Consider the following 26,388-nt stretch of genomic DNA (forward strand, 5'->3'; position numbering starts at 1 on the left):
TATGTAAGCTCCTTATGTATATGTGTAATGATTGTAAAATAACTATATGATAGAATATCGCAGACTATAATATTACAAAACCGTATTTTTCAAATACACCTTTTGCGTAATCTGTTTGTAAAAATTCATAGAAATCAGCTGCAGCTTCTAATTGTTTTCCATCTTTAATTAATGCTACCGGGTATACAATAGGATCATGGCTGTCTGCTGGCATATCAGCAACGATTTCACCAGTTTGAAGTAACATTGCATCTGATTTGTATACTAGTCCAAAATCCACATTACCAGTTTCTACGTATTCTAAAACTTGTTTTACGTCTTTTGCTAAGACAATTTTGTCTTTTATTTTATCTGTAATCCCAAGGCTTTCAAAACTTTGTTGTGCATATTTTCCGGCCGGTACTGTTTCTGGTTCTCCAATAGAAATACTTTCTACATGAGCGCTTGCCAAAGAATCTGTTCCTTTGATTACGTCTGCCTTTTCTTCAGATGCAATAAGGGTAAGTGTATTTCCAAGCATATCTTTCCGAGACTCTGTATCGATTAAGCCTGCTTCTTCTAATGCATCCATATGTGCCTTAGATGCAGAAACAAATAGATCACAAGGTGCACCTTCTTGAATTTGTTTTTGAAGGGATCCTGAACCTGCAAAGTTAAATTGTAAAGTGTCATTGTTTTCCTTAGCGTATTCTGTTTGAATTTCAGTCAATGCTTCAGATAAACTAGCTGCTGCTGAAATATTTACGGTAACACCTTTCTCATTTGATTCTTCTACTACTGGTTTTTCGCTTATGTCGTTATTAGCATCGTTACCTGTATCTGTCCTATTACAACCAGCGAAGAATAAAGTAAGAACTAATAAAAGTGTTAAAATAATACTGAATTTTTTCATTGGTTTTCTCCTCTTTCCTTATGATATAATTTCGTATAACTAACTAAACCAAATTAAAACAAATTTAAATCATTTAAAATAAATTATAGTGCACTCCCTTGTAAATGTCAATTGATAATTAATCAGAATGTAGTATAATAAAGGAGTAGACTCAATTATTATCTATGATAGAAGAAACGAGGAGGTTTCATATGCAAGAAGAAGTATTATATACTCCAGAGGAGTTAGCCAATAAATTAAAGCTATCAAAATATACAATTTATGAGATGACAAAAAGAGGCGATATTAGTGCTCATCACATAGGTAGGAGCATTCGCGTATCTCAAACCCAATTAGATCTATACCTTATGAATACTGGAAAAGCAGAAAATGTTTTTGACGGGGAAATTATTACGGAAGGAAATTTAAAATTTGCTGTTACTAATGGAGTGAAAATTTCTATTTCAACTGAGTTAGAAGGTCAGGTCAAAATAGCTATACGCTCCGAGGATATTATCATAGGTAAAGAAGCGTTTAAAAGCAGCGCAAGAAATGTGCACAAAGGTGTTGTAGAAGACGTAGAGGTTGATGACATAAGCGTCAAAGTTCTATTAAATATTGGAATACCTCTTCGTATACTTATTACAAAAGCATCTATGATCGAAATGGATATTAAAAAGGGAGACGAATTTTACGCCATATTTAAGGCCATGTCTGTTGTAGTGCTTAAATAGATCACATTCAAATCCGAAATAGGGGAGAACTTTGTTCTTCCCTATTTTATGTAAAAGAGAAGTCCTACTTTTGACATTGGCTCCTATGCGATTCATGTGAGCGCAAGCGATGGATTTTGACCCAAAAGGAATACCCTAATGCTAGGGACGAATTAATGACTATCGCCGAAAGTGCCGAAGGCACTTTTGGATTTTGTATGTTGGATTTCTTTAAATAATTTTTATGCAAAATCAATCACCATTTTTATTTTCAATAAAAATGTATATGTGTATCACTACATAAAATATCTCTTTTTTTAAAAAGTATGAAGAGGTGATATTGTAAAATTTAAGTATAGACAAAATTAAAAAAAGAACGTATAATTATAACTATATAAAATTCATCTTTGAAACTAAAAAACAATGTATTTAGAAAAGCTGTTCTAGTACTTTGTTTTAGTTGTGTAGTCAATGCAGGTCAGGTAATATCAAGGATGAATTAATGTTGAATTTAAAAATAATAAGTATCAGGAGGTAAATATGTTAACGAAAAGACAAAACCTTATGGAAACGATCACAGGAGGAAATCCTGATCGAATTGTAAATCAATATGAAGCTTTTGTGTGTACAGATGCAATTTACGGTATGATTATGGGTGACCCTATTACTGCTCAAGGGAAATCACCTATGCCAGGTGGACAACCTGAAAAAAATGCTTGGGGAATTACTTTTGCATGGCCAGAAGGTCATCCAGGTGGTTTTCCTGTACACGATGAAGCACACAAAGTAGTCAAAGATATTACAAAATGGAGAGATGTTGTCAAGGCTCCAAAGACGGATCTTCCTCCAGAAGCATGGGAACCATACCTACCAACAGTTGAAGCAATTGACCGCAATGAAGTTTTTGCTACAGCTTTTGTTGCACCTGGTGTATTTGAAATGTGTCATCATTTAATGGGGATGGATGATTGTCTTTTAAACTTCTATGAAGAACCTGAAGAAATGCATGCATTAATCGATTACATCACAGAATATGAATTGAGATATGCAGCAGAAATTGTTAAATATTACAAACCTGATTGCATTTTCCATCATGATGATTGGGGCAGCTCTAAAAATTCATTCTTATCACCAGATATGTTTGAAGAATTTATCGTTCCTGCTTACAAAAAGATCTATGGTTTCTACAAAGCAAATGGAGTACAACTGATTGTACATCACAGCGACTCCTACGCAGCAAATTTAGTACCTCATATGATTGAAATGGGAATTGATATTTGGCAAGGGTGTATTTCAAATAATAATGTCCCTGAACTCATTAAAAAGTATGGCGGAAAAATCTCTTTTATGGGGAATATAGACAACTCTTTGATTGACAAAGAAGATTGGACAAAAGAAGGCGTTGCAGCTGAAGTTCAAAAAGCTGTAGAGGAATGTGGAAAGCATTATTTTATTCCTTGTATCACACAAGGTGGACCGGGCAGTGTATACCTAGGAGTATATGAGGCAATAACGGAAGAAATCAATAGATTGAACAAATAAAAAATATATATTAAAAAAATAGATGAACTTCTTATAATGAAGTATCATCTATTTTTATTGTCCGTACTATTTATTTGTTTAATTCTTTCAATTTCATTGTTGAGAATTTCCATCCTTTTTTCTAGTTGAGCTGTAATAATGGCGGCTTCTCTAAGTTCGTCTATTAACTTTTGGGGAATATCTTTATTGTACTTATAAAAGATTTTATGTTCTAGACTTGCCCAAAAATCCATTCCAACGGTGCGAATCTGAATTTCAACATAAACTTCTTCTACTCCATCAGACATAAAAACGGGAATCTGCAAGATTAAGTGAAGGCTCTGATATCCGTTAGGTTTAGGATTTTTTATATAGTCTTTGCACTCGACAATCTTTAAATCTTTCTGGCTTTGAATCATTTCGCTTATTGTATAAATATCTGATATAAAGGAACAAACAATGCGAATTCCTGCTATATCCCGAATATTCTCTTTTATAGAAGCTTTAGAAATCTCTAAATCTTTTCTGTTTATTTTTTTCAAAATACTCTCAGGGCTTTTTACTCTAGATTTAACATGTTCAATAGGATTGTAGTCATGAATATATTGAAAATCTTGTCTTAAAATATTGATTTTTGTCATTACCTCTTCAAGTCCAAATCGATAGGACAATAAAAATCGCTTTAAATCTTTTTCTATGGTGTTTAGTTGCTCCATAGCTACTACTGGTTTTATTTCCATTATAAAGGTACCCCTTTTGTTTATTTATTAGAAAATGTATTGAAATCAATTCTATATAAGAAATTATATTGTATTTTGATAAAATAAACAAGATGCTACTCTGTAATGGAAACTTGATTGTATCGTCCGCAACTACCTTAGATGAAGTGGTAAGAGAAATCCTAGTGAATTGATGACATATTTATTCAATAGAAAATCCTACTTTTAACATTGGCTCCTGCTTAAGTCATCTTGAGCGAAGCGAAAGATCTTGACCCAAAAGGAATACCCTAATGCTAGTGACTAAAGACTAATGACTAGCGACTAATGCGATGCAGGCGCTCTTTTATTGGGTTTCCTAAAGCAATAGCAATACCTAATTTAATGCCATCGCCTAAAACATAAGGGATTACTCCAGCAAATAATGCAGCTTTAAAGGTTAGATTTGCCTGATATGCTAACCATAAGGTGCCTAATGCATATGTAGCCATAGTGCCTAGAATTAGCCCAAGGATTTGCATAGAGATCTTTCCATTAAATCTGTCTACAAAGTATCCTGCAATAAGAGCCATGAAAATAAAGCCAATGAGATACCCCCCAGTTGGACCTAATAGTTTTCCTGGTCCGGCTGTAAAACCAGAAAAAACAGGTATACCAACGAGCCCCATTAATAGATAAACTAAAGTACTAATGGTACTATTTTTACATCCTAATAAGATTACAGCAAAGTATATGGCTAGATTTGTAAAGCTAATGGGTACAGGGGAGAAGGGGATAGCCATAGAAAGTGGCCCTAATATGCACATCGTTGCAGTCATAAGACCCATAAAAGTAAGAGTAGTGGTTTTTTGATTTTTCATATTGATCCTTTCAAATATGTATTATTTATAGAATGATATCATTATAGTAAACTATAAAACCATTGTCAATCAAAAAAATAATCTTGGTTTACAATCAATGAACCAAGAAGTACATATACAAGGTTCAATCAAATAAAGAATAAGACGAGTTTATTACATTTTAATTCTTATTAAAAAAGGTAGATGACGAATCACCTACCTAAAATAATAAATTATATTTCATTTACAGAAGATATTGTTTTTGATAGCTTTGCTTTGCTTTTTTCTTTTGATTGCTGGAAGTAAATCTTCGTTTCATTATTTATAACATGTCTTAAACCTATGAGAGCGATTAGATTTGGTAAGGCCATTAGTCCATTGACGATATCTGCTAAAATCCAAATCAAATCTAATTTAAGAAACGCCCCTACAGACACTAACACAATAAAGATATATCGGTAGGGTTGAATCCCTTTTACACCAAATAAATACTCTGTACACCTTTCCCCATAGTAGTTCCAACCTAATATCGTCGTAAAAGCAAAGAAGATTAGGCCGATGGTGACGATATAAGATCCCCAACCACCTAAACCCTGTTTAAAGGCCATACTCGTCATGCTAGCTCCTGCATAATCGCCTTGCCATTGCCCTGTCATAATGAGGATTAAACCTGTCATGGTACATACGATAATGGTATCAAAAAAAGTTCCTGTCATAGAAATGAGCCCTTGTTTTACACAAGAATTTGTTTTTGCAGCAGCAGTTGCAATGGGGGCGCTTCCGAGTCCAGATTCATTGGAAAAAACACCTCGTGCTACTCCACTTCGAATAGCAAGCATTACACTTGCACCGAGAAATCCACCTGTTGCAGCTGTAGGAGTAAAGGCACTTTTTACAACTAGAATAATTGTTGAAGGAAGAGCTTCAATATTTAAACCAAGAATCAGTATTGAACTAGCAACGTAAAATACAGTCATGAAAGGTACGATAACCTCTGCTGCTTTAGAGATACTTTTGATTCCCCCTAGAGTAATCAGTGCAACGAGGACGGTGATGATTATTGCAGTGGCTAATATAGGAACATTAAAGGTAAGATTAACCGCTTCAGTGATGGAATTAATCTGCGCAAAAGTTCCGATACCAAATAGTGCAACTCCTATGCCAAAAAAAGCAAATGCTTTTGCAAGCCACTTATTACCTAAGCCTCTCTCTATGTAATACATCGGTCCACCGGACATTTCTCCGTTTTCATCTACGACTCTATACTTTACAGATAATAAGCACTCTGCATACTTAGTAGCCATGCCAAAGAAACCAGCTAACCACATCCAAAATAGTGCTCCAGGGCCACCTACTTTAATAGCAGTAGCTACTCCAACGATATTACCTGTACCTATTGTGGCAGCGAGAGCAGTACATAAAGCTGCAAAGCTAGACACATCCCCTTGTCCATCTTTGTCATCAGGATCCTTGGAAAACAGATAGCGCAAAGCTAAAGGCAGTTTAAATACCTGAATTAGTCCCAAGCGTAAGGTCAGATAGATTCCAGTACCTACTAATAAAATTAGTAGAGGGGGTCCCCATACAAAAGAGTTAATTTGTTGCAATACATTTGTTGCATTTTCCATTTTTATCCTCCTTTTTAATATTGAATTGTAAAAGAAGGCCTCTAAAAGACAAAGGGACCAAATCTACGTGATTTGGCCCCAAAATTCAATAACTTAAAAGATTAAGCTCTGTCCTTTTACCTGAGAGTTTCACTGATTAAATTTTTAATCAGCTTGCTCCTTCGGTGCTCACATTGAGGCTCTCCAGAGGTTCGTCCAATTATGGTCCTTTTGCCTGAAAGCGTAACTTCTTCGGCGGATGATACATCTCTCTCCCATAATCTTCATCCGAAATTCAATTGTCAGTAATACAAAATGTGATGATAATTATACCACCTCTTACAAAAAACCTCAACAAGTTAATGTAGTATACTTAAAATAAATGATTTGAATAATTAAAAATTCTTTACTAGGTATTTAGATAGAATTCTACTATCTTATGACAATAGATATAAGTATTGGAGACATGTATTTGCCCATAATAGGAAAAGCATTGAGCGCAATCTGCATTATTTTATGATATAATATATCTGTAAAATCACACGAAGGAGGAAAGAATATGGTTCACAATCACGATCATTCACACGAGCACGGTCATACTCATTCTCATGAACACAGTCACTCACATGATCACAGCCATGGTCATTCACATGATCACACTCATTCTCACGAATCAGTAGATGCTGATTTTAAGAAATTAAAAATACTTCTAAGTCATTGGGTAGATCACAACGAAGATCATGCAAAAGATTTTAGCGAGTGGTCTCAAAAGGCAATAGCTATAGGGAAAGAAGAAACAGGTAAAGCTATTGGCGAAGCCGTAGAATGCATAAAAAAGGCCAATGAATTTTTAGCAATAGCAAAAGAAAAAATAGAATAACTGATTTCTGAAGATGAGTAGGTATTGTACTACTCATTTTTTAATGATAAAAGTACACTTTTCCATTAAGTATTTATTTTAATACAGCTAACATACCTATTATTATTCATGACCTAGAGATTTTACATAGAACATACAATGTAAAACTTAGAACTAGGGATGACGAGGTCATCCCTTAAATAAATTTATCTGCAAAACTACATATCGACTCCACATAAAAGTGATTTCCTTTTGCATAATCTAAAGCTTCTTGAACTAATTTTTCACCTAAAGATTGTCCTCTGTAGTCGGGGGTTATAACAGTAGATAAAATCACAAAATTATCTGTATTATTTACATCGTATTTTAATTTTCCAATTTCGATTCCCATTTCATTTGTTATAATAAATCGATTTTGATTCTGCAAATGTTTGATTGTATACTTTTCCATATATCTGTCTCCTTTATCAAATTATGAATACAACAATCTAACTACCTATTCTTAGTTTTAGCTATATAATTATGAATATTCACAAAATCTGTCCTTTGTATTATATGTCATATCTACACCTCATTATTCTAATCTCAAAATACGAATACGCTAATTTTAATTTTTGATAAATTCAATAATTGTTTTGTTTTCCTATACTTACATCGTTTACTTTGGTTAAATAGGCAAAGAATAATACTTGTAAAGAATAAATTTATTTTGAAATTTATATTTTGAGAAATAAAATTTGCCTATTTTGAATTCATTTAAGAGAAGAACAGTACCGAGAAAATATTTTTATATGGAGGTCAATTATATGAAAAGCAATTACTCAGATTCAGAAAAACGTAGACTATTAGATCTAAAAGAAAACCTTAAGGACGTTGAGCTTGAGAAAAAAATGACATTTGATCAAGATGGGTTGCATCTATGGAGCAATGAAGTATCAGATCAATTTTCAGAGTTTGATAAGGAAATTGAAAGCTATAAAAAACAAATTGCAAAAGCAGAAAATAAGCATAAATAATAAAACCAGGACTTGCTATATAAAGTAAGTCCTGATTCTATATTCATACTAAATAAGTGAATATTACTTATTTAAAAAAGCAGATCAAAAGAAATATGCAAGGGATAGGAAGTTGGAACGCTAGGGTCTATGCTTTGATTTATCATAGTATTTTTCCGATTTAACCTCATATCATATGATATGAGTAGTAATATGAAATGGGGAAATAAAAAAGAGTATTGAGTAATTTATTAATACAAAAAATGATGAAGGTGAACGTATGATTACATTGAAGATATTAGGATGTGGTGGAGGAATGCCTATGATAAATAGATTTTTATCTTCCACCTTAATACATTACCAAGGTAAAAAAATACTTTTAGACTGTGGTGAAGGTACTCAAGTAGCTATGAGGAATAACAAGACAGGTTTTAAGAATATCGATATAATATGTATCACTCATCTCCATGGTGATCATATATTTGGTTTACCAGGTTTATTATCAACTATGGGAAATAGCGGCAGAACTTTACCTGTAACTATAATAGGGTGTATAGGAATTAGAGATGCAGTGAAAGGGCTGCTTAGTACAATAGCATATCTACCCTTTGAATTAATAATAATTGAAAATCCTAAAAATCCATTATCTATCACTCATTCATCTCATAGACTGGTGGTCGAAGAGTATTCCATAGTTAATGAAGCAGAAATCATTTTAAATATATTAGAACTAGATCATTCTTCATCCTGCATGGGATTTAGATTTGACATTATAAGAAAAGCTCAATTTAACCCAGAAAAAGCCATAGCTCTTAATATACCTAAACAATTTTGGTCAACACTACAAAAGGGACAGACTGTATCTTATGATAATAAAGTTTATGAGCCAAACATGGTATTAGAGAATAAAAGAAAAGGATTAAAAATTTCCTATATAACGGACACTCGTCCTATTGAAGCAATTTCAGATTTTATTAAAGGTAGTACATTATTTATTTGTGAAGGTACTTATGGAGATGATGCTGATTTAAAAAAGGCAATAAAAAATAAACATATGACATTTTCAGAAGCAGCAGGACTGGCAAAATCAGGAGAAGTAAAAGAATTGCTTCTAACACATTTCAGCACAGCCATAGAAAATGCAGAAATCTATAAAAGTTTTGCTGACGATGTTTTTGAAAATACTGTAATTGCTTATGATGGTTTTGTAAAGAAGTTAAGCTATAAACACTAGAAAAGCCACCTGTAACAGATGGCTTTCTTATGTTCTCTCTAGTGTTAGTTATTTTGTGAATAAGATTACTAACAACAAGAAGAAGAACAATAATGTTTCATTATCATCTCCGCAAATACCACAGTTATCAAATAATACAATTAACAATAAGAAGAACATTAATAGTGTAGAACAATCAAGTTCATCAAAAAAGCAAGACATTTTACAACCTCCTAATTATATTAAATTTCCATATATAGTACGTTAAATCATTAAAATTGGTGATAGCTTTTAATTATTTTTGTGCTAGGTTTTTAACCTGTATAATATGCGAATCAGCTGAGGCAATATGCGTCATATTTATAATATTATGATAATATGATATTATGATAGAGCAACAGTAGTTTTCATAAGCGAAGAAAGAGGACAAGATGGATAAAAGAAATATATACGATTTGACATATAGTGAATTAACTTATTGGATCATAGAGAAAGGTCATACAAAATACAGAGCATCTCAAATTTGGGACTATCTTTATCGCAAGAGAGTTTTTGAATTTAAGGATATGGTAGATCTAAAAGAAGAGTGTTTGCAATTACTCGAAGAACATTTTTATATACAATGTTTAACTTTATATGAAAAGCAGGAATCAAGTGATGGAACTATTAAATTTTTGTTTCAATTAAAAGATGGTCATTTAATTGAAACGGTTATGATGAAATACGAGTATGGTATATCTGTTTGTGTCACTTCCCAAGTAGGTTGTAATATGGGTTGTAGTTTTTGTGCAAGCGGTTTACTGAATAAAGAACGAGATCTTTCTAGTGGTGAAATGCTAGAGCAGATTATGGGGGTACAGCTTTATCTAGACAATAAGAAACAAGATGAAATGGTAAGCAATGTAGTAATCATGGGTATAGGAGAGCCCTTTGACAATTTTTCTAGTATTATAAATTTTATAGAGATTATATTAGACCACAAAGGTCTTGCTATTCCAGGTCGCTGTATTACAGTTTCTACAAGTGGCATTCCAAGTAAAATCTGTAAATTTGCAGAGATCAATTTGCCAGTAAACTTGGCCATATCTCTTCACGCCCCTAATGATGAAATGAGAACAAAAATTATGAAAATCAACTCCACATATTCAATAGAAAAGCTCATGGATTCGATCAAGTATTATATTAGCAATACAAAACGCAGAGTGACTATTGAGTATATCCTACTAAAGGAAGTAAATGATAAAAAAGAAGATGCTCTAGAATTGGCTTCATTGCTAAACGAAATAAAAGATAAAATTTACGTGAATCTAATACCTTATAATCCAGTAGATGAACGCAGCCAATACAATAGAAGTGAGCATTCTTCTCTATTGTCTTTTTATGATACCTTAAAAAAGAGCAATATTAATTGTAAAATACGTCATGAACATGGCACAGATATAGACGCTGCCTGTGGACAATTGAGAATAAAAACAATATTAGGTGATATACATGAACGGTCATGATTTAAAAGAATTTATGAAAGAATTGGGAATAAGCCACGTGGGGTTTAGTGATGTGGAGAAAGTAGTACCCTCAAATTGGTCAAGATATCATTATGCGATTTCTCTAGTGGTTCAGTTATCCAATGGAATTATTGATGATATTATAGATGAGCCAACAGATACATATTTTTCTCACTATCGCAGTGTAAATTATCATCTCAATGAAGTGATGTTAAAGACGACCATTGCTCTTCAAAATTGCGGGTTTGGTGCAATACCTATCCCGGCATCTCAATCATTACACAACAAATCTTATTATGGAGCCTTTCCTCATAAGACTGCAGCAACTCTTGCAGGTCTGGGGTGGATTGGCAAGAGTGCCTTATTTATTCATCATCAATATGGTCCCAGAGTTCGATTAGGAACCATACTAACAGATATGGAATTGCCAGTAGGCACTCCTGTTACAGAATCTTCTTGTGGTAATTGTAAAATCTGTGTGAATTCCTGCCCTGCTATGGCTATTCAAGGACAAAATTGGATCCAAGGTATGGAGAGAAAAGAATTATATGATGCTCATGGCTGTAGCACTCATATGAAGGAACATTACCAACATATAGGTCGAGGCTCTGTTTGTGGTATTTGCATTAAAACGTGTCCTGTAGGAAGATGAACTGCAAATATTGAACAAGACTTTTTTTAGTGAGTGGATTGGACCCCTACTGAAGTTTAGTCGAGTTCATATTGTAATTAACTGTCTTGAGCATACTCCGCCTATAGAGGTAATGTTCTTAAGGTGGATTCGCTCAGTGGTAAAATCACGAAAGAAAAAGGTGTTTATATGGTAGACAGAATAAAAAATCATCCATTGTGGAATCTATTTAAAGAGATTTTTTTAATTAGTGCTCTAACTTTTGGAGGGGGCTATGTTATTGTTCCATTGATGCATAGAAAATTTGTCGACGAATTAAAATGGATTAATGAAGAAGAAATGATTGATATCTTGGCAATGTCTCAGACGAGCCCAGGAGTCTTCACAGTAAATGCTTCTATTATGGTAGGTTATAACTTATTTGGTCTAAAGGGTTCTATTGTGGCAGTGACAGCAGCAGTTCTTCCACCCTTGGTTACAGTAGCCTTAATCTCAACCTTTTATACCCTGTTTAGTGACAATATTATTGTACGCAATGGATTAAAAGGCGCTCAAGCTGTAGTAGGCGCCATTATGATTAATGTACTCATAAATTACTCGGGAAAAATTCTAAGGGATAAGTATTGGCTTCCTATTTTGATTATGATCTTAGCCTTTGTTTTAGATTTTATGTTAAACATTAACACAGTTCTTATTATTTTCCTCTGCGGAGTACTAGGTACGGTAATACAAATGATTTTATTATCTAAGAAGATGGGAGGCTCAACCAAAAAATGATTTACCTATTACTATATTTTGAGTTTTTTAAAGTGGCCATTTTCACCTTTGGGGGAGGATACGCTTCTTTACCTTTGATCTACGATGCGGTAGTTCAAAATAATGCTTGGATTACAGCACAGCAATACGCGGACATCATTGCCCTAGAAGGAATGGCACCAGGACCTATGGCAATTAATGTTGCCACCTTTGTAGGTACTTTAATTGCAGGAGTGCCAGGTTCTATTATTGCTACACTAGGTCTGTGTACTCCTGCTATGTTTATATGTATTGTAGTAGCACGTTTTTATTTAAAATATAAAGATCAAAATCTAGTGCAAAGCCTCCTATCTTCCTTAAGACCTACAGCAATAGGCTTAATCGCTGCTGCAGCAATTACTATTTTTTTAACTGGAATCTTTAATAATGGAGATGGAAGTATTGTTATGGAGAACTTTAATATATGGTCTGTTCTCATTTTTGTTGGTGGATTGTATTTACTTCGAAGGAGTAGGATTAATGAACTCTGGCTCATCGTCATGGGATTTGGATTAGGTGTTATTTTGTATCCATTCGTGTCATAAAAGCAAAGTGTGAGGGATTAAATTTTGTCTTGAGATTTACATTATTATAAAAAAAGCAGAATATTGGAGCCCTATGTCGAATATATATTAAATATATTAAAAACTGTAGCAATTGTAAAAGGAGAAAAAGTGCTATGAAAACTATAGGGGTAAAAAACAATGAATGTATCGTAGATTATGATGAATTATCAAAAGTTGTAGGAAATTTAGACAAAGATCAAATTATTCATATATGCCAAGGTTTTGTAAATGGCGATTTAGATGACGATATGAAAGAAGTTTTTATAAAAGCTATGAAAGATGGAGTAGACCGTGTAACGAAAAGATTTGAATGCGGAGAATATAATATTAAGGATATTATATTTATGAGAGATATTTTAGATAAAGTGATGAAGATGATTGAAGTGGCCATGTATCGTAGTTCGTTCTAACCTTAGAATCTCCTGCATCAATTCTAAGGTCGAAAATAAAAAACCGTATGCTATTTAGCATACGGTTATATTCTGATTAAAGAACTGAAATATTTTCAGCTTGAGGACCTTTAGGACCTTGAGTGATTTCAAAGCTCACTTTTTGACCTTCTTCTAAAGTTCTGAATCCGTCTGAATTAATTTGAGAGAAATGTGCGAAAACGTCTTTTCCATCCTCTCCTGTAATAAATCCATAACCTTTGTCTGAGTTAAACCATTTTACTGTACCATTCATGTATGTGTACCTCCTAATTTATATTCCTTAAATATATGAAATATCTATAACAAATACATTTCTAATTAGGATAATACTCATTCATGAGAACTAATTGAAAACATTTATGTTAAATTTATTTACTATTAATTTAAGTACTTGTTTATAGTATCATATTTTATTATAAGTGTCAAACAAATAATTCTTTATCATTTTTAGCATTACTATTTCATATATTAATAGGGAAAATGTATTTGAAAAGGGGTAGAGATATGTCTGTAGATAACAAAAAAGCGGTAAATCCTTTTAATAACTTAGTTCATCCCTCGAGAGTAAAGGCTGTTTTACGAGAAGGCGCTATTATGAGGGCGGAAAATGTGGACAACTCTCAGACTGTAGATACTGTCTCTTCAGGAGAAATTGTGACAATACAGCAAGACCGAGGATATCTTTGGTATCAAATCAAAAAAAAGAATGGGAAAGTAGGTTGGGTACCAAGAGAAGTACTATATATCCCAGAAAATGAGCCGACAAATAGAAACCAACTTACTAAAGAAGAAATAGAAGGCTATATCAGATGGAAAAAACTAGATAGCAAAACAGATACTCTTATTTGGGTAGATATTGATCGTCAATTAACTTATGTATTAAAGAAAAACGAAGACACAGAATCGTGGCTATTAGAAAGAACAATTATATGCTCTACTGGAGAGAATAAATCTCCTACAAAAACAGGAATATATAAAATCAAAGATAGGGGAGAGTGGTTCTACTCTAATTATTTTAATAGCGGCGCAATGTATTGGGTTCGCTACTGTGGCTCTTATCTTTTTCATTCTGTAGCCATGGATAAAGATAGAAAGATTACCAATGATACTCTAGGAAAAAAATCATCAGCCGGTTGCATCCGAATGAGCGTAAATGACAGTAAATGGTTCTATGAAAATAGCCCAGAGGGAAGTACAGTCTTTGTGTATTAAAATAGGTGGTAAGGTGGTAAGGTGGTAAGGTAGTCGGGTGATCAGCAAAACCTTAAAGGCTGGAAGTTAATGGCTGGTTTGTTGGACGGGAAAAAAGTGGAAAGTGGAATGCGGAAAGCGGAACTTGGTAGGGTGGGAGGAGAATGTCAAAAGTAATCAAACTCGACTTTAGACGAGAATAGGCAAGGGCGAACTGTGTTCGTTCCTTGCTTTTTGAGTATAGTAGCACAAGTTTTTTTGATTCGAGCCGCTGGCTCGTCATCCTGAGCGTAGCGAAGGATCTTTGACCTTAGAGGAATACCTTGATGCTAGGGACTAGCGACTAGAAATCAGGCGCTTTAAGCATTGGCAGTAGGATATTGTAGTAGAAATTATTTAATTCCATTTCAACATCTATATTCTTTTGATAGTAACTCCAAAGGCAAGCCAAGCCTATTAAATAAGTATAGATAAAATTGCCTATTTCGCTTGAGTTAATTGTAGGGGTAAAACAGCCCTTTTGTTTTCCTTTATTTAGGATATTTTCTAGGATGATTTTTTGAGTCGTGTGAGGAATGAAATGACCTTTGCCCGAATAATCTGATTGTATAGGCAGCATAATAGTCGCATTTTGAAAATCCTCTAATCTAAAATGATTTAAATACCAATCAAATATGGCCCTTAGTTGTTCGTCAGCTGGTAAATGTATACAATTATTATAAAAAGTCATCAAGTCACCTTCTGTATTGCGATAGCTTTTTAATAATAAATCAGACTTTGATTTAAAATAATAATAAAAGGCGCCTTTTGTTAAACCTAGCTCTGTACATATTTCATCTATAGTTACATTGTCGTAACCTCTGTTTTCAAACAATTCAAATGCTTTATCTTGCAATTCTTTTTTTGTACTCTTTCCTTTATTAGCCATAATATCAACCCTAAAAATATATTTGTTTTATTAAGAAATACGAAATGAAATTAATAATTAAGTCTGGGATTGTTTACACTTTTCATAGAAACCTTTCTACTTTCTTATATTAGGATGAAAAGTAATGTAATTTTACAAAGATTATTTGCTGATATAGATATTATAACAGATTTTAGAAGGATTTTAATGTATTAGTGAAATTTTGTATGAATATAATTATAAAAATGTTATAATATATAATAATATATTGACATACGTACTTGGGTATGTTAATATATACTTGAACATACTTGAGTATGTTATCAAGGAGGGTATATGATGATTGATTTGAAATCGTTGACACAAGCTGTAGGAGATCTGGATGAAGAAGTGGTATTAGATACGATTAAAGAATTTGTTGCTACTAATCCAAGTGAAGATGAAGGACAAGCAGCTGTTGCAGCTTGCCAAGATGGTATGGCAATCGTTGGGGATTTATTCGAACAAGGCGAATATTTTGTAGGAGACTTGATATTTGCTGGAGAATTATTAACTGAAGCAATCAATGCCTTAAAACCAGTAATCGGAAACGGAATTACTTCTAAAGCTGGAAGTATCGTACTAGGAACAGTACATGGTGACTTACATGATATCGGTAAAAACATCTTTAAGAGCATGGCTGAAGCAGCAGGATTTGAAGTATACGATTTAGGTATTGATCAACCAGTGGAAGCTTTTGTAGAAAAAGTCAAAGAAGTAAAACCAAATATCGTTGGTATGAGCGGCGTACTTACACTAGCTCTTGAATCTATGAAAGATACAGTGGATGCATTAAAAGAAGCTGGTGTTAGAGATGATGTTAAGATTATCATCGGTGGAAACCCAGTAACAAAAGAAGCTTGCGATCATATCGGATCTGACGCATTTACTACAAATGCAGCAGAAGGTATTAAAATATCTCAAAAATGGATTTCATAAATAACCTATTACTATAGTTATCAAAATAACCTTATATACAACAAAATTTGAGCGGAAAAAAGAGGAGATAAAAATTTTTATCTCCTCTTTTTTCTTTGCAGAAAGCGGAAAAATTACTTCCTGCATCATGTAGTATTTATTAATTATCTTTGCTAGGGAAGTGACCCTAAAGGAATACACGGATGCTAATGACTAGAGTCTAAATTATTATTCAACAGATTTTAAAGATTCTACCATGTGTACTTTCTTTAGCTTAAAGTGTACTGCAATATTTATAATGATTGAGAACAGTAAAGTCAAGATTGCTGAAAGGATGTAACTTTGTACTGTAATGTTTCTTCCAAACATCAAATCATTCGTTTCTGCCGTTTGCATGACGAATTCATGAAGAAGAGTTCCTAGCCCACTTCCTACAAGGATACCTATCAAAGTAAGTGCAATATTTTCTCTGTAAATATAAGCAGACACTTCATTGTCGTAAAAACCAAGAACTTTTAGGGTGGCAATTTCTCGTATTCGTTCATTGACATTAATATTTGTCAGATTGTACAGCACGACAAAAGCTAGTAAGCTAGCTGATAGGATCAAGACCAGCACGACAATGTTTAAGCTTACGATCATATCATCAAATATTTCTACATTATCTAGGGTAAAATGAACCCCTACTATATCATCAAATTTCATGAGCTTTTCAGAAAAATGATTTCTATAGTTTTCTGAATCGTCTTTTAGATTTGAGAGAATGACATTGTTGGTAATATTTATATCAAAGCTCTGCTCGTAATAGTCACGGGTCATATAGACATAATGAGAAATATAATTTTCTGCAATACCAGTTATTTCAAAATGTAGAGGTTTATTATCAGAGTCTTCTACTAGAATTTCATCACCAATATCAAGGTCTAACAAAAGAGAAAGCTTTTTTGTAATAACTACACCATCTTGATCTAGTTTGATTGGTTTATGGTTTTCATGTGTCCTTAAATGGATAAATTCACTTATCTTATTTTCATCACTTGGCACAAATATGGTGACTGGATAATCTGTTCCTTGGCTTGAAGCTTTTGTACTATTCGTATAAACTGGCAAATAATTTGTAATGTTCTTCTCAGATTGAAAAACCTTGCGGATTTCATTCATGTCTGCATCGTCTTTTAGTACCGTCATCATTTCGTAATGAGAAATCTCTCCAAATTGCATTTTAGAAATATCTGATATGGAATCTTTAACACCGAAACCAATCAAAATTAAAGATGTACTTCCAGCAATGCCAATAACGGTCATAAGCATTCTCTTTTTGTAACGAAATAAATTTCTTACGGTAACCTTAGTAGTAAAACTCATTCGATTCCATAGGATGGGTATTTGTTCTAGGAGTACTCTCTTTCCAGTTTTTGGAGCCTTAGGGCGCATAAGAGCTGAAGGTGGCGAAAGCAATTCCTTATAGCAGGCTAAGTAGACAGACAAGCTAGTACATATAAGAGCAGCTAGAATAGAATACAGAGCGAAGTCCATATGGAAGGGTGTAATAACAGAAGGTAAATCGTACATAATTCCATAAGCTGTAAAGATTACCCATGGAAAAAGGCGAAATCCTACTGTAAGACCCAATATACTTCCTACAAGACTAGCTAAATTTGCATAGAAAAAATATTTAGAGACAATAGAACCCTTGCTATAACCTAATGCCTTTAATGTCCCTATTTGCATACGTTGTTCTTCAACCATTCTAGTCATAGTTGTTAAGCTTACTAAAGCTGCAACGAGCAAAAAGAAGACAGGAAATACTTTAGCTATAGCATCAATTCGATCTGCATTTTGACCAAATTCTGTATAACCCGGGTTGTCGGCTCTAGTATTGACATACCAGATTGGCTTTTCGATATCTGAGATCTCCTTTTGTGCATCATCAATTTCCTTTTGGCCATCCTCTAATTCTTTGTTTGCTTTGTCAATTTCTTTTGTAAACTTATTTTTTTCATTCTTTAATGTTTCTTGAGCCTTTGCGAGCTCTGCCTTCCCTTTATTAATCTCAGAGATTCCTTTTGTTTTTTGTGCATCAAGTTCTTTTTGTCCTTGATTAAGGCTACCTTTGCCAGCATCTATCTGCTCTTTTGAAAGAGAGAGTTCCTCGCCCTTAGCTTGTAATAGTGCTAAGGCTCCTTGATACTGTCCTAAGGCTGCTTCGTATTCTTCAAGGGGCAAATTATCCTTATTTTCATTTAAGGACTTTATGTTTGCTTCTATTTCTTTTACGCTTTGATTATACTGAATCAAACCTTCTTCATAGGCTTTTTGTCCTAAAGAAAGCTCCTCAAGACCTGCATCAATTTCCTTTTGGGCGCTATTAATTTGGGACCAAAAAGAATTTTCTTGATTTTTTAAGGTTTCTAGACCATCGTCAATTTTTTTCTGAGCATCCCCAAATTTCTTATTGGCTTTTTTAATACCGTCCTCTAATTCTTTTCTTCCATCTTGTAGTTCACCTTTTGCATCGTCTAATTTGGATTGGGCTTCAGAGAGAATTTCGTTATATCTTCCTTCTTCTCGAACACCAGCGGTTTTCTCTAAAGATTTTACTAATTGGTCAACCTTGTCTTCATAAGCAGATGAGTAGCTAGATTGATTTTGTGCTGATTCGCTGAATAAGTAAACCTCAGTATATACGTCTAACAAAACATCTTCTTCTGGGATCATAAGATAATAGTCTATTGAACCATTTCCTATTGACGAATGACCTCTTTCATAGGAAATATACTGTGGGCTATATATGGTTCCTACGATGGTATACTCATCTTTTACTAAATTATCAGAAAGATCTTTATCTTCATTTGTAAGTTTAATCGTGTCGCCTATATTGTATAAGTTTTCTCGAAGAAATGCAGATTCTACAACACACTCTCCAGATTTTTCAGGCATACGTCCTTGGACGATTTGTACACTATTGATTTTTGTTGACTTTGATAATGTATGTACTCTTACAGTATCTTGCACGTAACCTTTTTCAGCGTATACATCTAGAAAATGAGATGGATATACATCTATGTCATGAGCAGTTTTTTCTATTGCGTCTATATCTTTTTCGTCAAATCCCATAGTAGAAAGGATTCGAATGTCCATTAATTGTTTTTCGTCGTAATAAGTATCAGCGGTTAATTTCATATCTTTGCCACTAGCTTTAATTCCAGCAAAGAAACCAACTCCTATAGCGATAATGGCTAATATGGATATAAAACGGCTAAAACTTTTTTTGATCTCACGTAGGGTATCTTTTACTATAGTATTTTTCATATAGACCTCTTTTACTTTAAAGTGAATTACATATTATTAAATTATAAGAGTCTTTTCTTATTTCGTCAATTATTAGAGGATTTCTGAAAAGAGTAGTTTTCACTCTTTTTTTCATGTATAATAAACTACTGTTTAGAAAACAATGCCAAAGAAAGGTAAGTCAAAAATTAGGTGATAAAATGAAATTTTCAGATTTTACTATAAGCGATGAAGTTCTTAAAGCTTTAGATAAATTAGATTACGATAGTCCTATGGAAGTGCAAGAACAAGTGATTCCGCTAGTGATGCAGGGGAGGGATTTGATCGTAAAATCCCAAACGGGAAGCGGTAAAACGGCAGCCTTTGCTATTCCTTTATGTGAAAAAGTGCAAATCGAAGAGAAAAAACCTCAAGCTTTGATTTTAGCACCAACAAGAGAGTTAGCTTTGCAAATTAAAGAAGATGTTCAAAACATCGGTCGATTCAAAAAAGTCAGGGCAACTGCACTCTATGGAAGGCATCCCATTGATTTGCAAAAGAGGGAGTTGCGCCAAAGGGTCCATATAGTCGTAGGGACGCCTGGTAGAACAATGGATCATATAGAAAGAGGTACTTTAGATATTTCATCTATTAAATACTTGATTATCGATGAAGCAGATGAAATGTTAAATATGGGATTTATTGATCAAGTAGAGGGAATTATCAAAACTTTGCCCCCAAATAGAGTCACTTTATTATTTTCCGCGACTATGCCAGAGAGAATTGAAGAAATATGCAATGTTTACATGAAAGACAGCAAAAATATTGAGATTACATCCAGCTACACTACTCATGAAAAGATTCAACAATACTACTACAAAGTCCATAATGAAGATAAAATATCTGTTCTTATGAAAATTATCGATACGGAAAAGACTGGAAGCTCTATTCTCTTTTGCAATACGAGAGAGAAGGCAGAGGAAATAGGAAACATCTTAAAGAAAAACAAATATTCTTGCGCTATCTTACATGGTGGAATGACTCAAAGGGAGAGATTTCAGACCATAAACGCCTTTAAAAAAGGAGAAGTTCAATTTTTAGTAGCTACAGATGTTGCCGCCAGGGGTATTGATGTAGAAGATATTACTCATGTCATTAATTACGAAGTTCCCTACGAGAGAGAAAACCACGTTCATAGAATTGGACGAACAGGTCGTAAAGATAATAAAGGTGTAGCTATTAGCTTGGTAAGTGAAAAAGAAAGCAGAAGATTTGAAGAAATAGAAGATTATCTAGGATATAAAATAGAAAAATTTAGTCTAGAGAGTTTGCAAGAAGCATTTGAAGAAAGCGTTTACTCTAAACCTAAAAGAGCAGTAATCCGAAAGACGAACAAAGCTGCAAAAATTAATAAAGAAATAACGAGAATAAGAATCAATGCAGGCAAAAAGAAAAAAATACGACCTGGTGATATTATGGGCGCATTGACACATATCGAAGGTATTGAAGCAGATCAAATTGGAATAATAGATGTACAAGACACCTGTACCTATGTAGAAATTTTTGAAGGCAAGGGCATGATGGCATTTAAAGGACTACAAAATTCTACTATTAAGGGAAAGAAGTTTACGATGAAAATTGTTAACTAGGTGGTCAGGTAGTCAGGTAGTCAGGTAGTCAGGTGGTCAGGTGGTCAGGTGGTCAGGTGGTCAGGTGGTCAGCAAAAGCACGGAACGGTGTTCCACCATTCCGTCTTACGGTCACCTTTGGTGACCCAAGTTTCAGCTTTCAGCATTCAGTTATTGAGGTTTTTCCGTCCACCGTCCAACGAACCAACCGGCCAACCACAAAATTTACTTTATTTTCAGTAGTAGTATCATATCTGCACTTTCAAGTAGTATTCCTTCTTCCACATCCTCTTTCACTTGACCGTTAATGCTAGTGAAAATGAGTTTTGCTTTTACTTTTTCGTTTTCGATTTCAATAGACATATCTTCAACAGAGGATGTAATACCTTTTTCTATAGCTTTAATATCACTGTTTTTATAAATATCTAATACATAATCTAGAATATTTTGAGATAATAAAATTTCCTCTCCTTTTTTAATGGTTAATTCGTTGTTATTTCTATAGTATTTTATGTCTAGATCTTTAGTAGATATAATTTGTTCATTCCATGTGCTAATATTAATGTAATAATCATAATTTGTAATATCTAAAGTGAAGCCTCCATTCATATCTAAATTATAATAGAAGTATTCGTTGTCAAAATAATCATAAGGATTGTAAGGAAAACCAAAAACCGATTCCATATTTGATACAGTAAAATTTTCAGGAAGGGACTTTAAATCTTCAAATTGGTGGTACATTTCAAAATAGTTGATAATATTGGTGATTTCTTTTTTGCTTTCAGAAGGAATAGATGTATTCGCTACAATGGCGCCATCGACTAACATATTGTTCTCTAACAAAACCTCATCAAAGCGACTATTTTGACTACTTATAGTAAAAGAAAAACTGCTTAATGGGCCTAAAATGGCTATGAGTATTGCAAGGGATAAAGTAATGGGCACGATGATATTTTTTGTCTTTTTTACGATTGAATAATAAAGCATAATGCCTAAAACCCAAAGACCTAGCAGTACTACATAGTATCTATTTTCTGTAATACCGTACTGATTAATGCGAATACCAATCGATACGAACATCATTGCCAAAATAGGGATGATTATTTTAGGAAAGACATTTTTAAATATTCTTCCTACAGGATTATCCTTTAAAATAGGGGATATTAAAAAGATCACTCCGACACTAATAGATGAGTACCATAGAACTAAATGGGATACTAAACCCTTTGGCCACTGACTTGTCATGAGGATTTTAGCAAAGTATACATATAGTATTAAGGTGTATACGCTAATTAATGGGATGATGATATAAAGCAATAAGACTTTTAAGGATCTAGAATAAGTATAACTCTCAAGCTCATCTTTGCTCCCTGGTATTTTTGATAAAAATAGGGCTACTGCAAAAATAAGGGATACAAATAAAAATATATAATAATAGTACTTACCGTTAATGCTTAAATCAAAAAGCTGGTCTGTAGTAAATAGTATGGCAAATAAACCAAAACATAAAACTCCTGAGTAAACAAATGTAACGAGCAAGCTGGAAAAAACTTTGATAACATAGTATTCAAAATTCTCTTTTCTCTTAATCCAAGGAATATAAAAGGTAGATATGATTAAAAGAAATACAAATCCTATGTATCGAGCCATTGGGACAAAATTAAAATTAGGAAGTAATAGAAAATAATATAATAGAAGTATTATAGCACCAATTATATAGGAAAGAACTTTTTTAAAAAGAGTATTTAAAAATCCTCTCTCTGTTAATAAACCAATACACAAAGAAAGTAAAATACTCAAACCAACGAGCATATTAAGCCTCACAAAATTATCAATTTGCGCTTGAGCCAAAGTATATGATCGCTCATGAAATACAATTAAGAGCACTGCTAGAATAGTAGATAAAAAAACAGTAATTGGAAATCGTTCTATGCTCTTTTTTAAGTTAAGGATGGTGCTTTTTAATCGGTTTTTTTTCATAACAATTTAGAGAATCTCTGAAAAGAGAACCCTATTTCACTTCCTTTCTATTCTATAAATAATGAAAGTAAAATTCTATTACTATTAATATATACGAGTATATTATATATACCCTGTTTTATAGAAATTAGACAATGTAGTTGTAAGTTCTATGTAAAAGCTTATGAAAAAAGCCACCAAATGGCGGCTGATAGCTGCTTCTTGATTTATTCTAGTAGAGAAGGGAGTCTCATGGCGTGTTGGGCTTCTGTATCTCTAACCACAAAAAAAATATTCTGCCATTCTATAGTGGGAGCATTTAAGTATTGTTTGCTGTATTCTTCGTAATCTTTAATCTCGTCATTCATCTTCTGAATAATGGACTCTTTATAATCATTAATTTTTATATAGCTTATTTCTGGAGTATAATGAGATGCTCTTAAATAATAATATATTTGTCCAAATAATTCTGCATGGTTTTTCTCATCTTCACTAAAGGACAACAAGAGGTCTTTTGCTACATTGGATGGTGCTAGATGGGATAGCTCTTCATAGTAATGGCTATCTATAAGTTCATCTGTAATATAATTCTTTAAGTTCGAAATAATATACGATTCATACTCTTTATCACAATCTATTAATCTATCTATATTCAAAGGAATTCCCCCAATTTTATTGTTAGTATATTTTATGCCATTTAAATAAGGAAGTTACTAATTAATCTCGTGGCAAAGCTTAGGAACCTCTTACTCTTTAAAAGAATAGCTCTACATTTAACTGGAGCTCCTATCCTAGTTACTTTAAGCATAGAGAAGAATTTTGACTTTAAAAAAATACCCTAGTGCTAGTGACTTAAGACAAGTGACTAAGGACTAAAATGATTCTAGTATTTTACTTATTGATTTGTTATACTAACCCTTAGTATTAAAATTGATGGATCATGAGAAAGAGGAATGAAAAAATGATTGATTTTTTACCTATAGATAAAGACGATTTACTTGAACGGGGATGGAATGAGGTAGACTTTGTATTGGTCTCAGGTGACGCTTATGTAGATCATCCTTCCTTCGGAGCCGCAGTTATTGGAAGGGTATTAGAAAGTAGAGGATATCGAGTTGCCATTATTGCACAACCAGACTGGAAATCCATCAAAGATTTTAAGCGATTTGGCAGACCAAGGCTTGGATTTTTGGTAACTGGTGGAAATATGGATTCAATGGTAAACCAGTACACCGTTTCCAAGAGAATGAGAAGAGACGATATGTATTCTCCTGGTGGAAAAGGAGGGTATCGCCCAGATCGCGCTACGATTATTTATTCTTCAAAAATCAAGGAAGCATATAGCGATGTGCCAATTATTTTAGGGGGGATTGAAGCGAGTCTTAGGCGATTTGCTCATTATGATTATTGGTCTAATAAGATTAGAAGATCCATACTCTTAGATGCAAAAGCAGATTTGATCGTCTATGGAATGGGAGAAGAGCAAATTATTAAAATTGCGGAGGCTTTAGAAAGCGGATTACCTGTTTCCGAAATTACTTTTATAGAGGGAACTGTGTATAAGACAAAAGATAAAAAAAGACCTTATAAGCCTATCTTTTTACCCCATTACGATGAAATATTAGCCTCAAAAGAGACATATGCTAAAAGCTTTCTAATTCAGTCTAATAATATGGATTCTGTAGTAGGGAAACCCCTTGTTGAATCTTATCGAGATTATTTTGTTGTACAAAACCCACCACCTGAGCCAATGACTAGAGAAGTCTTAGATTCTGTTTACGATTTGCCTTTTATGCGAACCTACCACCCTATATATGAAAAAGACGGAGGAATTCCAGCCATTAAGGAAGTGAAATTTAGTTTGATTAGCAATCGAGGTTGCTTTGGAGGTTGTAATTTCTGTGCTCTTACTTACCATCAAGGTCGAGTAGTTCAATCTAGAAGTCATGAGTCTATAATAGAAGAGGCAAAAAAAATCATAAGCGAGTCCGATTTTAAAGGCTATATTCACGATGTGGGTGGTCCGACTGCGAACTTCAGAGATAGAGCCTGTGCTAAGCAAGAAAAGCATGGTGTTTGTATGAACAAACAATGCTTAGATCCTGAGCCATGTAAACAGCTAAAAGTGGATCATAAAGATTATCTAAGTCTTTTAAAAGAGTTAAGAGAATTGCCTGAGGTAAAAAAAGTATTTGTCCGCTCTGGCATTCGATATGATTACTTAATGTCAGATCCTAATGATGAATTTTTTTGGGAGCTATGTGAACACCACATTAGTGGGCAATTAAAAGTTGCACCAGAACATATCTCTCCTAAAGTTTTAGAAAAGATGGGTAAACCAAAAAGAGAAGTATATGAAAAGTTTAGAAATAAGTATGAAAAGATTAATGAAAAGCTAGGTATGAAACAGTTTTTAGTTCCTTACTTAATGTCTAGCCATCCTGGCTCAGATTTAAATGCTGCTATAGAATTAGCAGAGTATTTGAGAGATTTAAATCATATGCCTGAGCAGGTACAGGACTTTTATCCTACTCCAGGGACTTTGTCCACTTGTATGTTTTATACTGAATTAGATCCTAGAACGATGGAAAAAGTATACGTTCCTAAAAACCCTCATGATAAGGCAATGCAGAGAGCTTTAATACAGTATCGAAAACCGAAAAATTATGACTTAGTATATGAAGCTCTCACGAAGGCAGGGAGAAGAGATCTCATAGGATATGATAAGCACTGCCTCATTCGCCCCCGAAAAGGCTCTCATGAAGATGCTTATGGTAAACAACATAAAAAAGAAACCAATAACAGAGAAACTAATGGAAGTAGAACAAAAAAGCATACCAAATCCCACAGAAAACATAAAAAACGCACAAGACTTTAGATGACTATTCGCATTTATGATACGGGGATGGCAAGCCGTTATCCCCTACAAACTTACAAGCAAGATATAAGAAGTCAGAAATAAGACACCTCCAATAGGAAGTTCGCTTGCTGCCTTCTTCCTTCTGTTTAAAATTCTAAACTAGAAATGCACCAAGCGCATATCCCGTCCAATCTTAACAGTCCAACGAATCAACCAATGATATATTTTTAACCATATCTTTAAACAATTTTTTATAAAAATAAGATATAATAAAAATATAGAAAATATTGTTATATAAAAATGTCATAATCATAGTTGTGATTATTAAATATTTAAGTAATACTAATGGTA

The 26,388-nt window shown here is 33.5% G+C and carries 25 protein-coding genes and 2 riboswitches; of the genes, 14 read left to right on the top strand and 11 right to left on the bottom strand.

Annotated elements, in window-relative coordinates:
• Window positions 1–64 precede the first annotated feature (64 nt).
• On the bottom strand, window positions 65–892 hold the full coding sequence (modA, locus tag DES36_RS07260; protein ID WP_113920566.1) for a molybdate ABC transporter substrate-binding protein: 828 nt from the start codon (window positions 890–892) through the stop codon (window positions 65–67).
• A gap of 191 nt (window positions 893–1,083) precedes the next feature.
• On the opposite strand from modA, the gene DES36_RS07265 reads away from it, so the two are divergent.
• Both DES36_RS07265 and DES36_RS07270 read left to right on the top strand, forming a co-directional pair.
• Window positions 1,084–1,605 (top strand): helix-turn-helix domain-containing protein, encoded by a 522-nt coding sequence (locus DES36_RS07265; protein WP_113920567.1) that lies wholly within the window; start codon window positions 1,084–1,086, stop codon window positions 1,603–1,605.
• Between the two features lie 519 nt (window positions 1,606–2,124).
• Window positions 2,125–3,126: a uroporphyrinogen decarboxylase family protein gene (locus DES36_RS07270; RefSeq protein WP_113920568.1), complete on the top strand. Its 1,002-nt coding sequence runs from the start codon at window positions 2,125–2,127 to the stop codon at window positions 3,124–3,126.
• 44 nt (window positions 3,127–3,170) lie between these two features.
• Here DES36_RS07270 and DES36_RS07275 read toward each other — a convergent pair whose 3' ends face one another.
• From DES36_RS07275 to DES36_RS07285, 3 genes are all read right to left on the bottom strand, one after another.
• On the bottom strand, window positions 3,171–3,845 hold the full coding sequence (locus tag DES36_RS07275; protein ID WP_113920569.1) for a GTP pyrophosphokinase: 675 nt from the start codon (window positions 3,843–3,845) through the stop codon (window positions 3,171–3,173).
• A 296-nt stretch (window positions 3,846–4,141) separates the two neighbouring features.
• A complete protein-coding gene (locus DES36_RS07280) occupies window positions 4,142–4,684 on the bottom strand; it encodes a biotin transporter BioY (RefSeq protein ID WP_113920570.1) in 543 nt (180 codons plus the stop codon).
• A 212-nt stretch (window positions 4,685–4,896) separates the two neighbouring features.
• Complete coding sequence (locus tag DES36_RS07285) at window positions 4,897–6,291, bottom strand: alanine/glycine:cation symporter family protein (protein WP_113920571.1); 1,395 nt, start codon at window positions 6,289–6,291, stop codon at window positions 4,897–4,899.
• 106 nt (window positions 6,292–6,397) lie between these two features.
• Window positions 6,398–6,480: riboswitch (glycine riboswitch) on the bottom strand.
• A 3-nt stretch (window positions 6,481–6,483) separates the two neighbouring features.
• A riboswitch (glycine riboswitch) is annotated at window positions 6,484–6,558 on the bottom strand.
• Between the two features lie 271 nt (window positions 6,559–6,829).
• On the opposite strand from DES36_RS07285, the gene DES36_RS07290 reads away from it, so the two are divergent.
• Window positions 6,830–7,150, top strand: a complete 321-nt coding sequence (locus DES36_RS07290) for a DUF8180 domain-containing protein (protein ID WP_113920572.1) — start codon at window positions 6,830–6,832, stop codon at window positions 7,148–7,150.
• 175 nt (window positions 7,151–7,325) lie between these two features.
• On the opposite strand, the gene DES36_RS07295 is transcribed toward DES36_RS07290, so the two are convergent.
• A complete protein-coding gene (locus DES36_RS07295) occupies window positions 7,326–7,580 on the bottom strand; it encodes a GNAT family N-acetyltransferase (RefSeq protein WP_113920573.1) in 255 nt (84 codons plus the stop codon).
• A gap of 355 nt (window positions 7,581–7,935) precedes the next feature.
• On the opposite strand from DES36_RS07295, the gene DES36_RS07300 reads away from it, so the two are divergent.
• Both DES36_RS07300 and DES36_RS07305 read left to right on the top strand, forming a co-directional pair.
• Entirely contained in the window at window positions 7,936–8,145 is a 210-nt protein-coding gene (locus DES36_RS07300) for a hypothetical protein (protein WP_113920574.1), read from the top strand.
• 259 nt (window positions 8,146–8,404) lie between these two features.
• On the top strand, window positions 8,405–9,358 hold the full coding sequence (locus DES36_RS07305) for a ribonuclease Z (RefSeq protein WP_113920575.1): 954 nt from the start codon (window positions 8,405–8,407) through the stop codon (window positions 9,356–9,358).
• A gap of 48 nt (window positions 9,359–9,406) precedes the next feature.
• On the opposite strand, the gene DES36_RS14790 is transcribed toward DES36_RS07305, so the two are convergent.
• The gene (locus DES36_RS14790; protein ID WP_170128222.1) at window positions 9,407–9,559 is read right to left on the bottom strand and encodes a hypothetical protein; all 153 of its coding nucleotides are present in this window, start codon (window positions 9,557–9,559) and stop codon (window positions 9,407–9,409) included.
• Between the two features lie 209 nt (window positions 9,560–9,768).
• On the opposite strand from DES36_RS14790, the gene rlmN reads away from it, so the two are divergent.
• The 5 genes from rlmN (at window position 9,769) to DES36_RS07330 (ending at window position 13,244) form a co-directional block, all read left to right on the top strand.
• Window positions 9,769–10,842 (top strand): dual-specificity RNA methyltransferase RlmN, encoded by a 1,074-nt coding sequence (rlmN, locus tag DES36_RS07310; RefSeq protein WP_113920576.1) that lies wholly within the window; start codon window positions 9,769–9,771, stop codon window positions 10,840–10,842.
• Window positions 10,829–11,494 carry a 4Fe-4S double cluster binding domain-containing protein gene (locus DES36_RS07315; protein WP_113920577.1) on the top strand — a complete coding sequence of 222 codons (666 nt, stop codon included), beginning with the start codon at window positions 10,829–10,831 and terminating at the stop codon, window positions 11,492–11,494. The genes rlmN and DES36_RS07315 overlap by 14 nt, the downstream gene beginning before the upstream one ends.
• A gap of 168 nt (window positions 11,495–11,662) precedes the next feature.
• Entirely contained in the window at window positions 11,663–12,250 is a 588-nt protein-coding gene (locus DES36_RS07320; protein ID WP_113920578.1) for a chromate transporter, read from the top strand.
• Entirely contained in the window at window positions 12,247–12,813 is a 567-nt protein-coding gene (locus tag DES36_RS07325) for a chromate transporter (RefSeq protein ID WP_113920579.1), read from the top strand. Before DES36_RS07320 ends, DES36_RS07325 begins: the two co-directional genes overlap by 4 nt.
• A gap of 134 nt (window positions 12,814–12,947) precedes the next feature.
• Window positions 12,948–13,244 (top strand): B12-binding domain-containing protein, encoded by a 297-nt coding sequence (locus DES36_RS07330; RefSeq protein ID WP_113920580.1) that lies wholly within the window; start codon window positions 12,948–12,950, stop codon window positions 13,242–13,244.
• Window positions 13,245–13,320: 76 nt separating this feature from the next.
• Here the strand turns inward: DES36_RS07330 and DES36_RS07335 are convergent, their stop codons facing one another.
• Entirely contained in the window at window positions 13,321–13,518 is a 198-nt protein-coding gene (locus DES36_RS07335) for a cold-shock protein (protein ID WP_113920581.1), read from the bottom strand.
• A 251-nt stretch (window positions 13,519–13,769) separates the two neighbouring features.
• Here DES36_RS07335 and DES36_RS07340 point away from each other — a divergent pair, with 251 nt between their 5' ends.
• Window positions 13,770–14,477: a L,D-transpeptidase family protein gene (locus DES36_RS07340; protein ID WP_170128223.1), complete on the top strand. Its 708-nt coding sequence runs from the start codon at window positions 13,770–13,772 to the stop codon at window positions 14,475–14,477.
• A gap of 322 nt (window positions 14,478–14,799) precedes the next feature.
• Here the strand turns inward: DES36_RS07340 and DES36_RS07345 are convergent, their stop codons facing one another.
• On the bottom strand, window positions 14,800–15,384 hold the full coding sequence (locus DES36_RS07345; RefSeq protein WP_113920583.1) for a TetR/AcrR family transcriptional regulator: 585 nt from the start codon (window positions 15,382–15,384) through the stop codon (window positions 14,800–14,802).
• 318 nt (window positions 15,385–15,702) lie between these two features.
• Here DES36_RS07345 and DES36_RS07350 point away from each other — a divergent pair, with 318 nt between their 5' ends.
• Window positions 15,703–16,341 (top strand): cobalamin B12-binding domain-containing protein, encoded by a 639-nt coding sequence (locus tag DES36_RS07350; RefSeq protein WP_113920584.1) that lies wholly within the window; start codon window positions 15,703–15,705, stop codon window positions 16,339–16,341.
• A 207-nt stretch (window positions 16,342–16,548) separates the two neighbouring features.
• Here DES36_RS07350 and DES36_RS07355 read toward each other — a convergent pair whose 3' ends face one another.
• Entirely contained in the window at window positions 16,549–19,632 is a 3,084-nt protein-coding gene (locus DES36_RS07355) for an FtsX-like permease family protein (RefSeq protein WP_113920585.1), read from the bottom strand.
• Window positions 19,633–19,811: 179 nt separating this feature from the next.
• Between DES36_RS07355 and DES36_RS07360 the strand changes: the two genes are divergently transcribed.
• Window positions 19,812–21,239 (top strand): DEAD/DEAH box helicase, encoded by a 1,428-nt coding sequence (locus tag DES36_RS07360; protein ID WP_113920586.1) that lies wholly within the window; start codon window positions 19,812–19,814, stop codon window positions 21,237–21,239.
• A gap of 204 nt (window positions 21,240–21,443) precedes the next feature.
• Here the strand turns inward: DES36_RS07360 and DES36_RS07365 are convergent, their stop codons facing one another.
• Together DES36_RS07365 and DES36_RS07370 are read right to left on the bottom strand one after the other, a co-directional pair.
• Entirely contained in the window at window positions 21,444–23,198 is a 1,755-nt protein-coding gene (locus DES36_RS07365) for a DUF4153 domain-containing protein (RefSeq protein WP_113920587.1), read from the bottom strand.
• Window positions 23,199–23,404: 206 nt separating this feature from the next.
• Window positions 23,405–23,833, bottom strand: a complete 429-nt coding sequence (locus DES36_RS07370) for a ferritin-like domain-containing protein (protein WP_113920588.1) — start codon at window positions 23,831–23,833, stop codon at window positions 23,405–23,407.
• A 305-nt stretch (window positions 23,834–24,138) separates the two neighbouring features.
• On the opposite strand from DES36_RS07370, the gene DES36_RS07375 reads away from it, so the two are divergent.
• Complete coding sequence (locus DES36_RS07375) at window positions 24,139–26,055, top strand: YgiQ family radical SAM protein (RefSeq protein WP_113920589.1); 1,917 nt, start codon at window positions 24,139–24,141, stop codon at window positions 26,053–26,055.
• Window positions 26,056–26,388 lie beyond the last annotated feature (333 nt).

The sequence above is a fragment of the Alkalibaculum bacchi genome, assembly GCF_003317055.1.
Classification (GTDB): domain Bacteria; phylum Bacillota; class Clostridia; order Eubacteriales; family Alkalibacteraceae; genus Alkalibaculum; species Alkalibaculum bacchi.

Excerpts from the sequence above, each read along its gene's own strand:
- modA (WP_113920566.1), bottom strand. The coding sequence starts at position 892 with ATGAAAAAATTCAGTATTATTTTAACACTTTTATTAGTTCTTACTTTA.
- DES36_RS07265 (WP_113920567.1), top strand. The coding sequence starts at position 1,084 with ATGCAAGAAGAAGTATTATATACTCCAGAGGAGTTAGCCAATAAATTA.
- DES36_RS07270 (WP_113920568.1), top strand. The coding sequence starts at position 2,125 with ATGTTAACGAAAAGACAAAACCTTATGGAAACGATCACAGGAGGAAAT.
- DES36_RS07275 (WP_113920569.1), bottom strand. The coding sequence starts at position 3,845 with ATGGAAATAAAACCAGTAGTAGCTATGGAGCAACTAAACACCATAGAA.
- DES36_RS07280 (WP_113920570.1), bottom strand. The coding sequence starts at position 4,684 with ATGAAAAATCAAAAAACCACTACTCTTACTTTTATGGGTCTTATGACT.
- DES36_RS07285 (WP_113920571.1), bottom strand. The coding sequence starts at position 6,291 with ATGGAAAATGCAACAAATGTATTGCAACAAATTAACTCTTTTGTATGG.
- DES36_RS07290 (WP_113920572.1), top strand. The coding sequence starts at position 6,830 with ATGGTTCACAATCACGATCATTCACACGAGCACGGTCATACTCATTCT.
- DES36_RS07295 (WP_113920573.1), bottom strand. The coding sequence starts at position 7,580 with ATGGAAAAGTATACAATCAAACATTTGCAGAATCAAAATCGATTTATT.
- DES36_RS07300 (WP_113920574.1), top strand. The coding sequence starts at position 7,936 with ATGAAAAGCAATTACTCAGATTCAGAAAAACGTAGACTATTAGATCTA.
- DES36_RS07305 (WP_113920575.1), top strand. The coding sequence starts at position 8,405 with ATGATTACATTGAAGATATTAGGATGTGGTGGAGGAATGCCTATGATA.
- DES36_RS14790 (WP_170128222.1), bottom strand. The coding sequence starts at position 9,559 with ATGTCTTGCTTTTTTGATGAACTTGATTGTTCTACACTATTAATGTTC.
- rlmN (WP_113920576.1), top strand. The coding sequence starts at position 9,769 with ATGGATAAAAGAAATATATACGATTTGACATATAGTGAATTAACTTAT.
- DES36_RS07315 (WP_113920577.1), top strand. The coding sequence starts at position 10,829 with ATGAACGGTCATGATTTAAAAGAATTTATGAAAGAATTGGGAATAAGC.
- DES36_RS07320 (WP_113920578.1), top strand. The coding sequence starts at position 11,663 with ATGGTAGACAGAATAAAAAATCATCCATTGTGGAATCTATTTAAAGAG.
- DES36_RS07325 (WP_113920579.1), top strand. The coding sequence starts at position 12,247 with ATGATTTACCTATTACTATATTTTGAGTTTTTTAAAGTGGCCATTTTC.
- DES36_RS07330 (WP_113920580.1), top strand. The coding sequence starts at position 12,948 with ATGAAAACTATAGGGGTAAAAAACAATGAATGTATCGTAGATTATGAT.
- DES36_RS07335 (WP_113920581.1), bottom strand. The coding sequence starts at position 13,518 with ATGAATGGTACAGTAAAATGGTTTAACTCAGACAAAGGTTATGGATTT.
- DES36_RS07340 (WP_170128223.1), top strand. The coding sequence starts at position 13,770 with ATGTCTGTAGATAACAAAAAAGCGGTAAATCCTTTTAATAACTTAGTT.
- DES36_RS07345 (WP_113920583.1), bottom strand. The coding sequence starts at position 15,384 with ATGGCTAATAAAGGAAAGAGTACAAAAAAAGAATTGCAAGATAAAGCA.
- DES36_RS07350 (WP_113920584.1), top strand. The coding sequence starts at position 15,703 with ATGATTGATTTGAAATCGTTGACACAAGCTGTAGGAGATCTGGATGAA.
- DES36_RS07355 (WP_113920585.1), bottom strand. The coding sequence starts at position 19,632 with ATGAAAAATACTATAGTAAAAGATACCCTACGTGAGATCAAAAAAAGT.
- DES36_RS07360 (WP_113920586.1), top strand. The coding sequence starts at position 19,812 with ATGAAATTTTCAGATTTTACTATAAGCGATGAAGTTCTTAAAGCTTTA.
- DES36_RS07365 (WP_113920587.1), bottom strand. The coding sequence starts at position 23,198 with ATGAAAAAAAACCGATTAAAAAGCACCATCCTTAACTTAAAAAAGAGC.
- DES36_RS07375 (WP_113920589.1), top strand. The coding sequence starts at position 24,139 with ATGATTGATTTTTTACCTATAGATAAAGACGATTTACTTGAACGGGGA.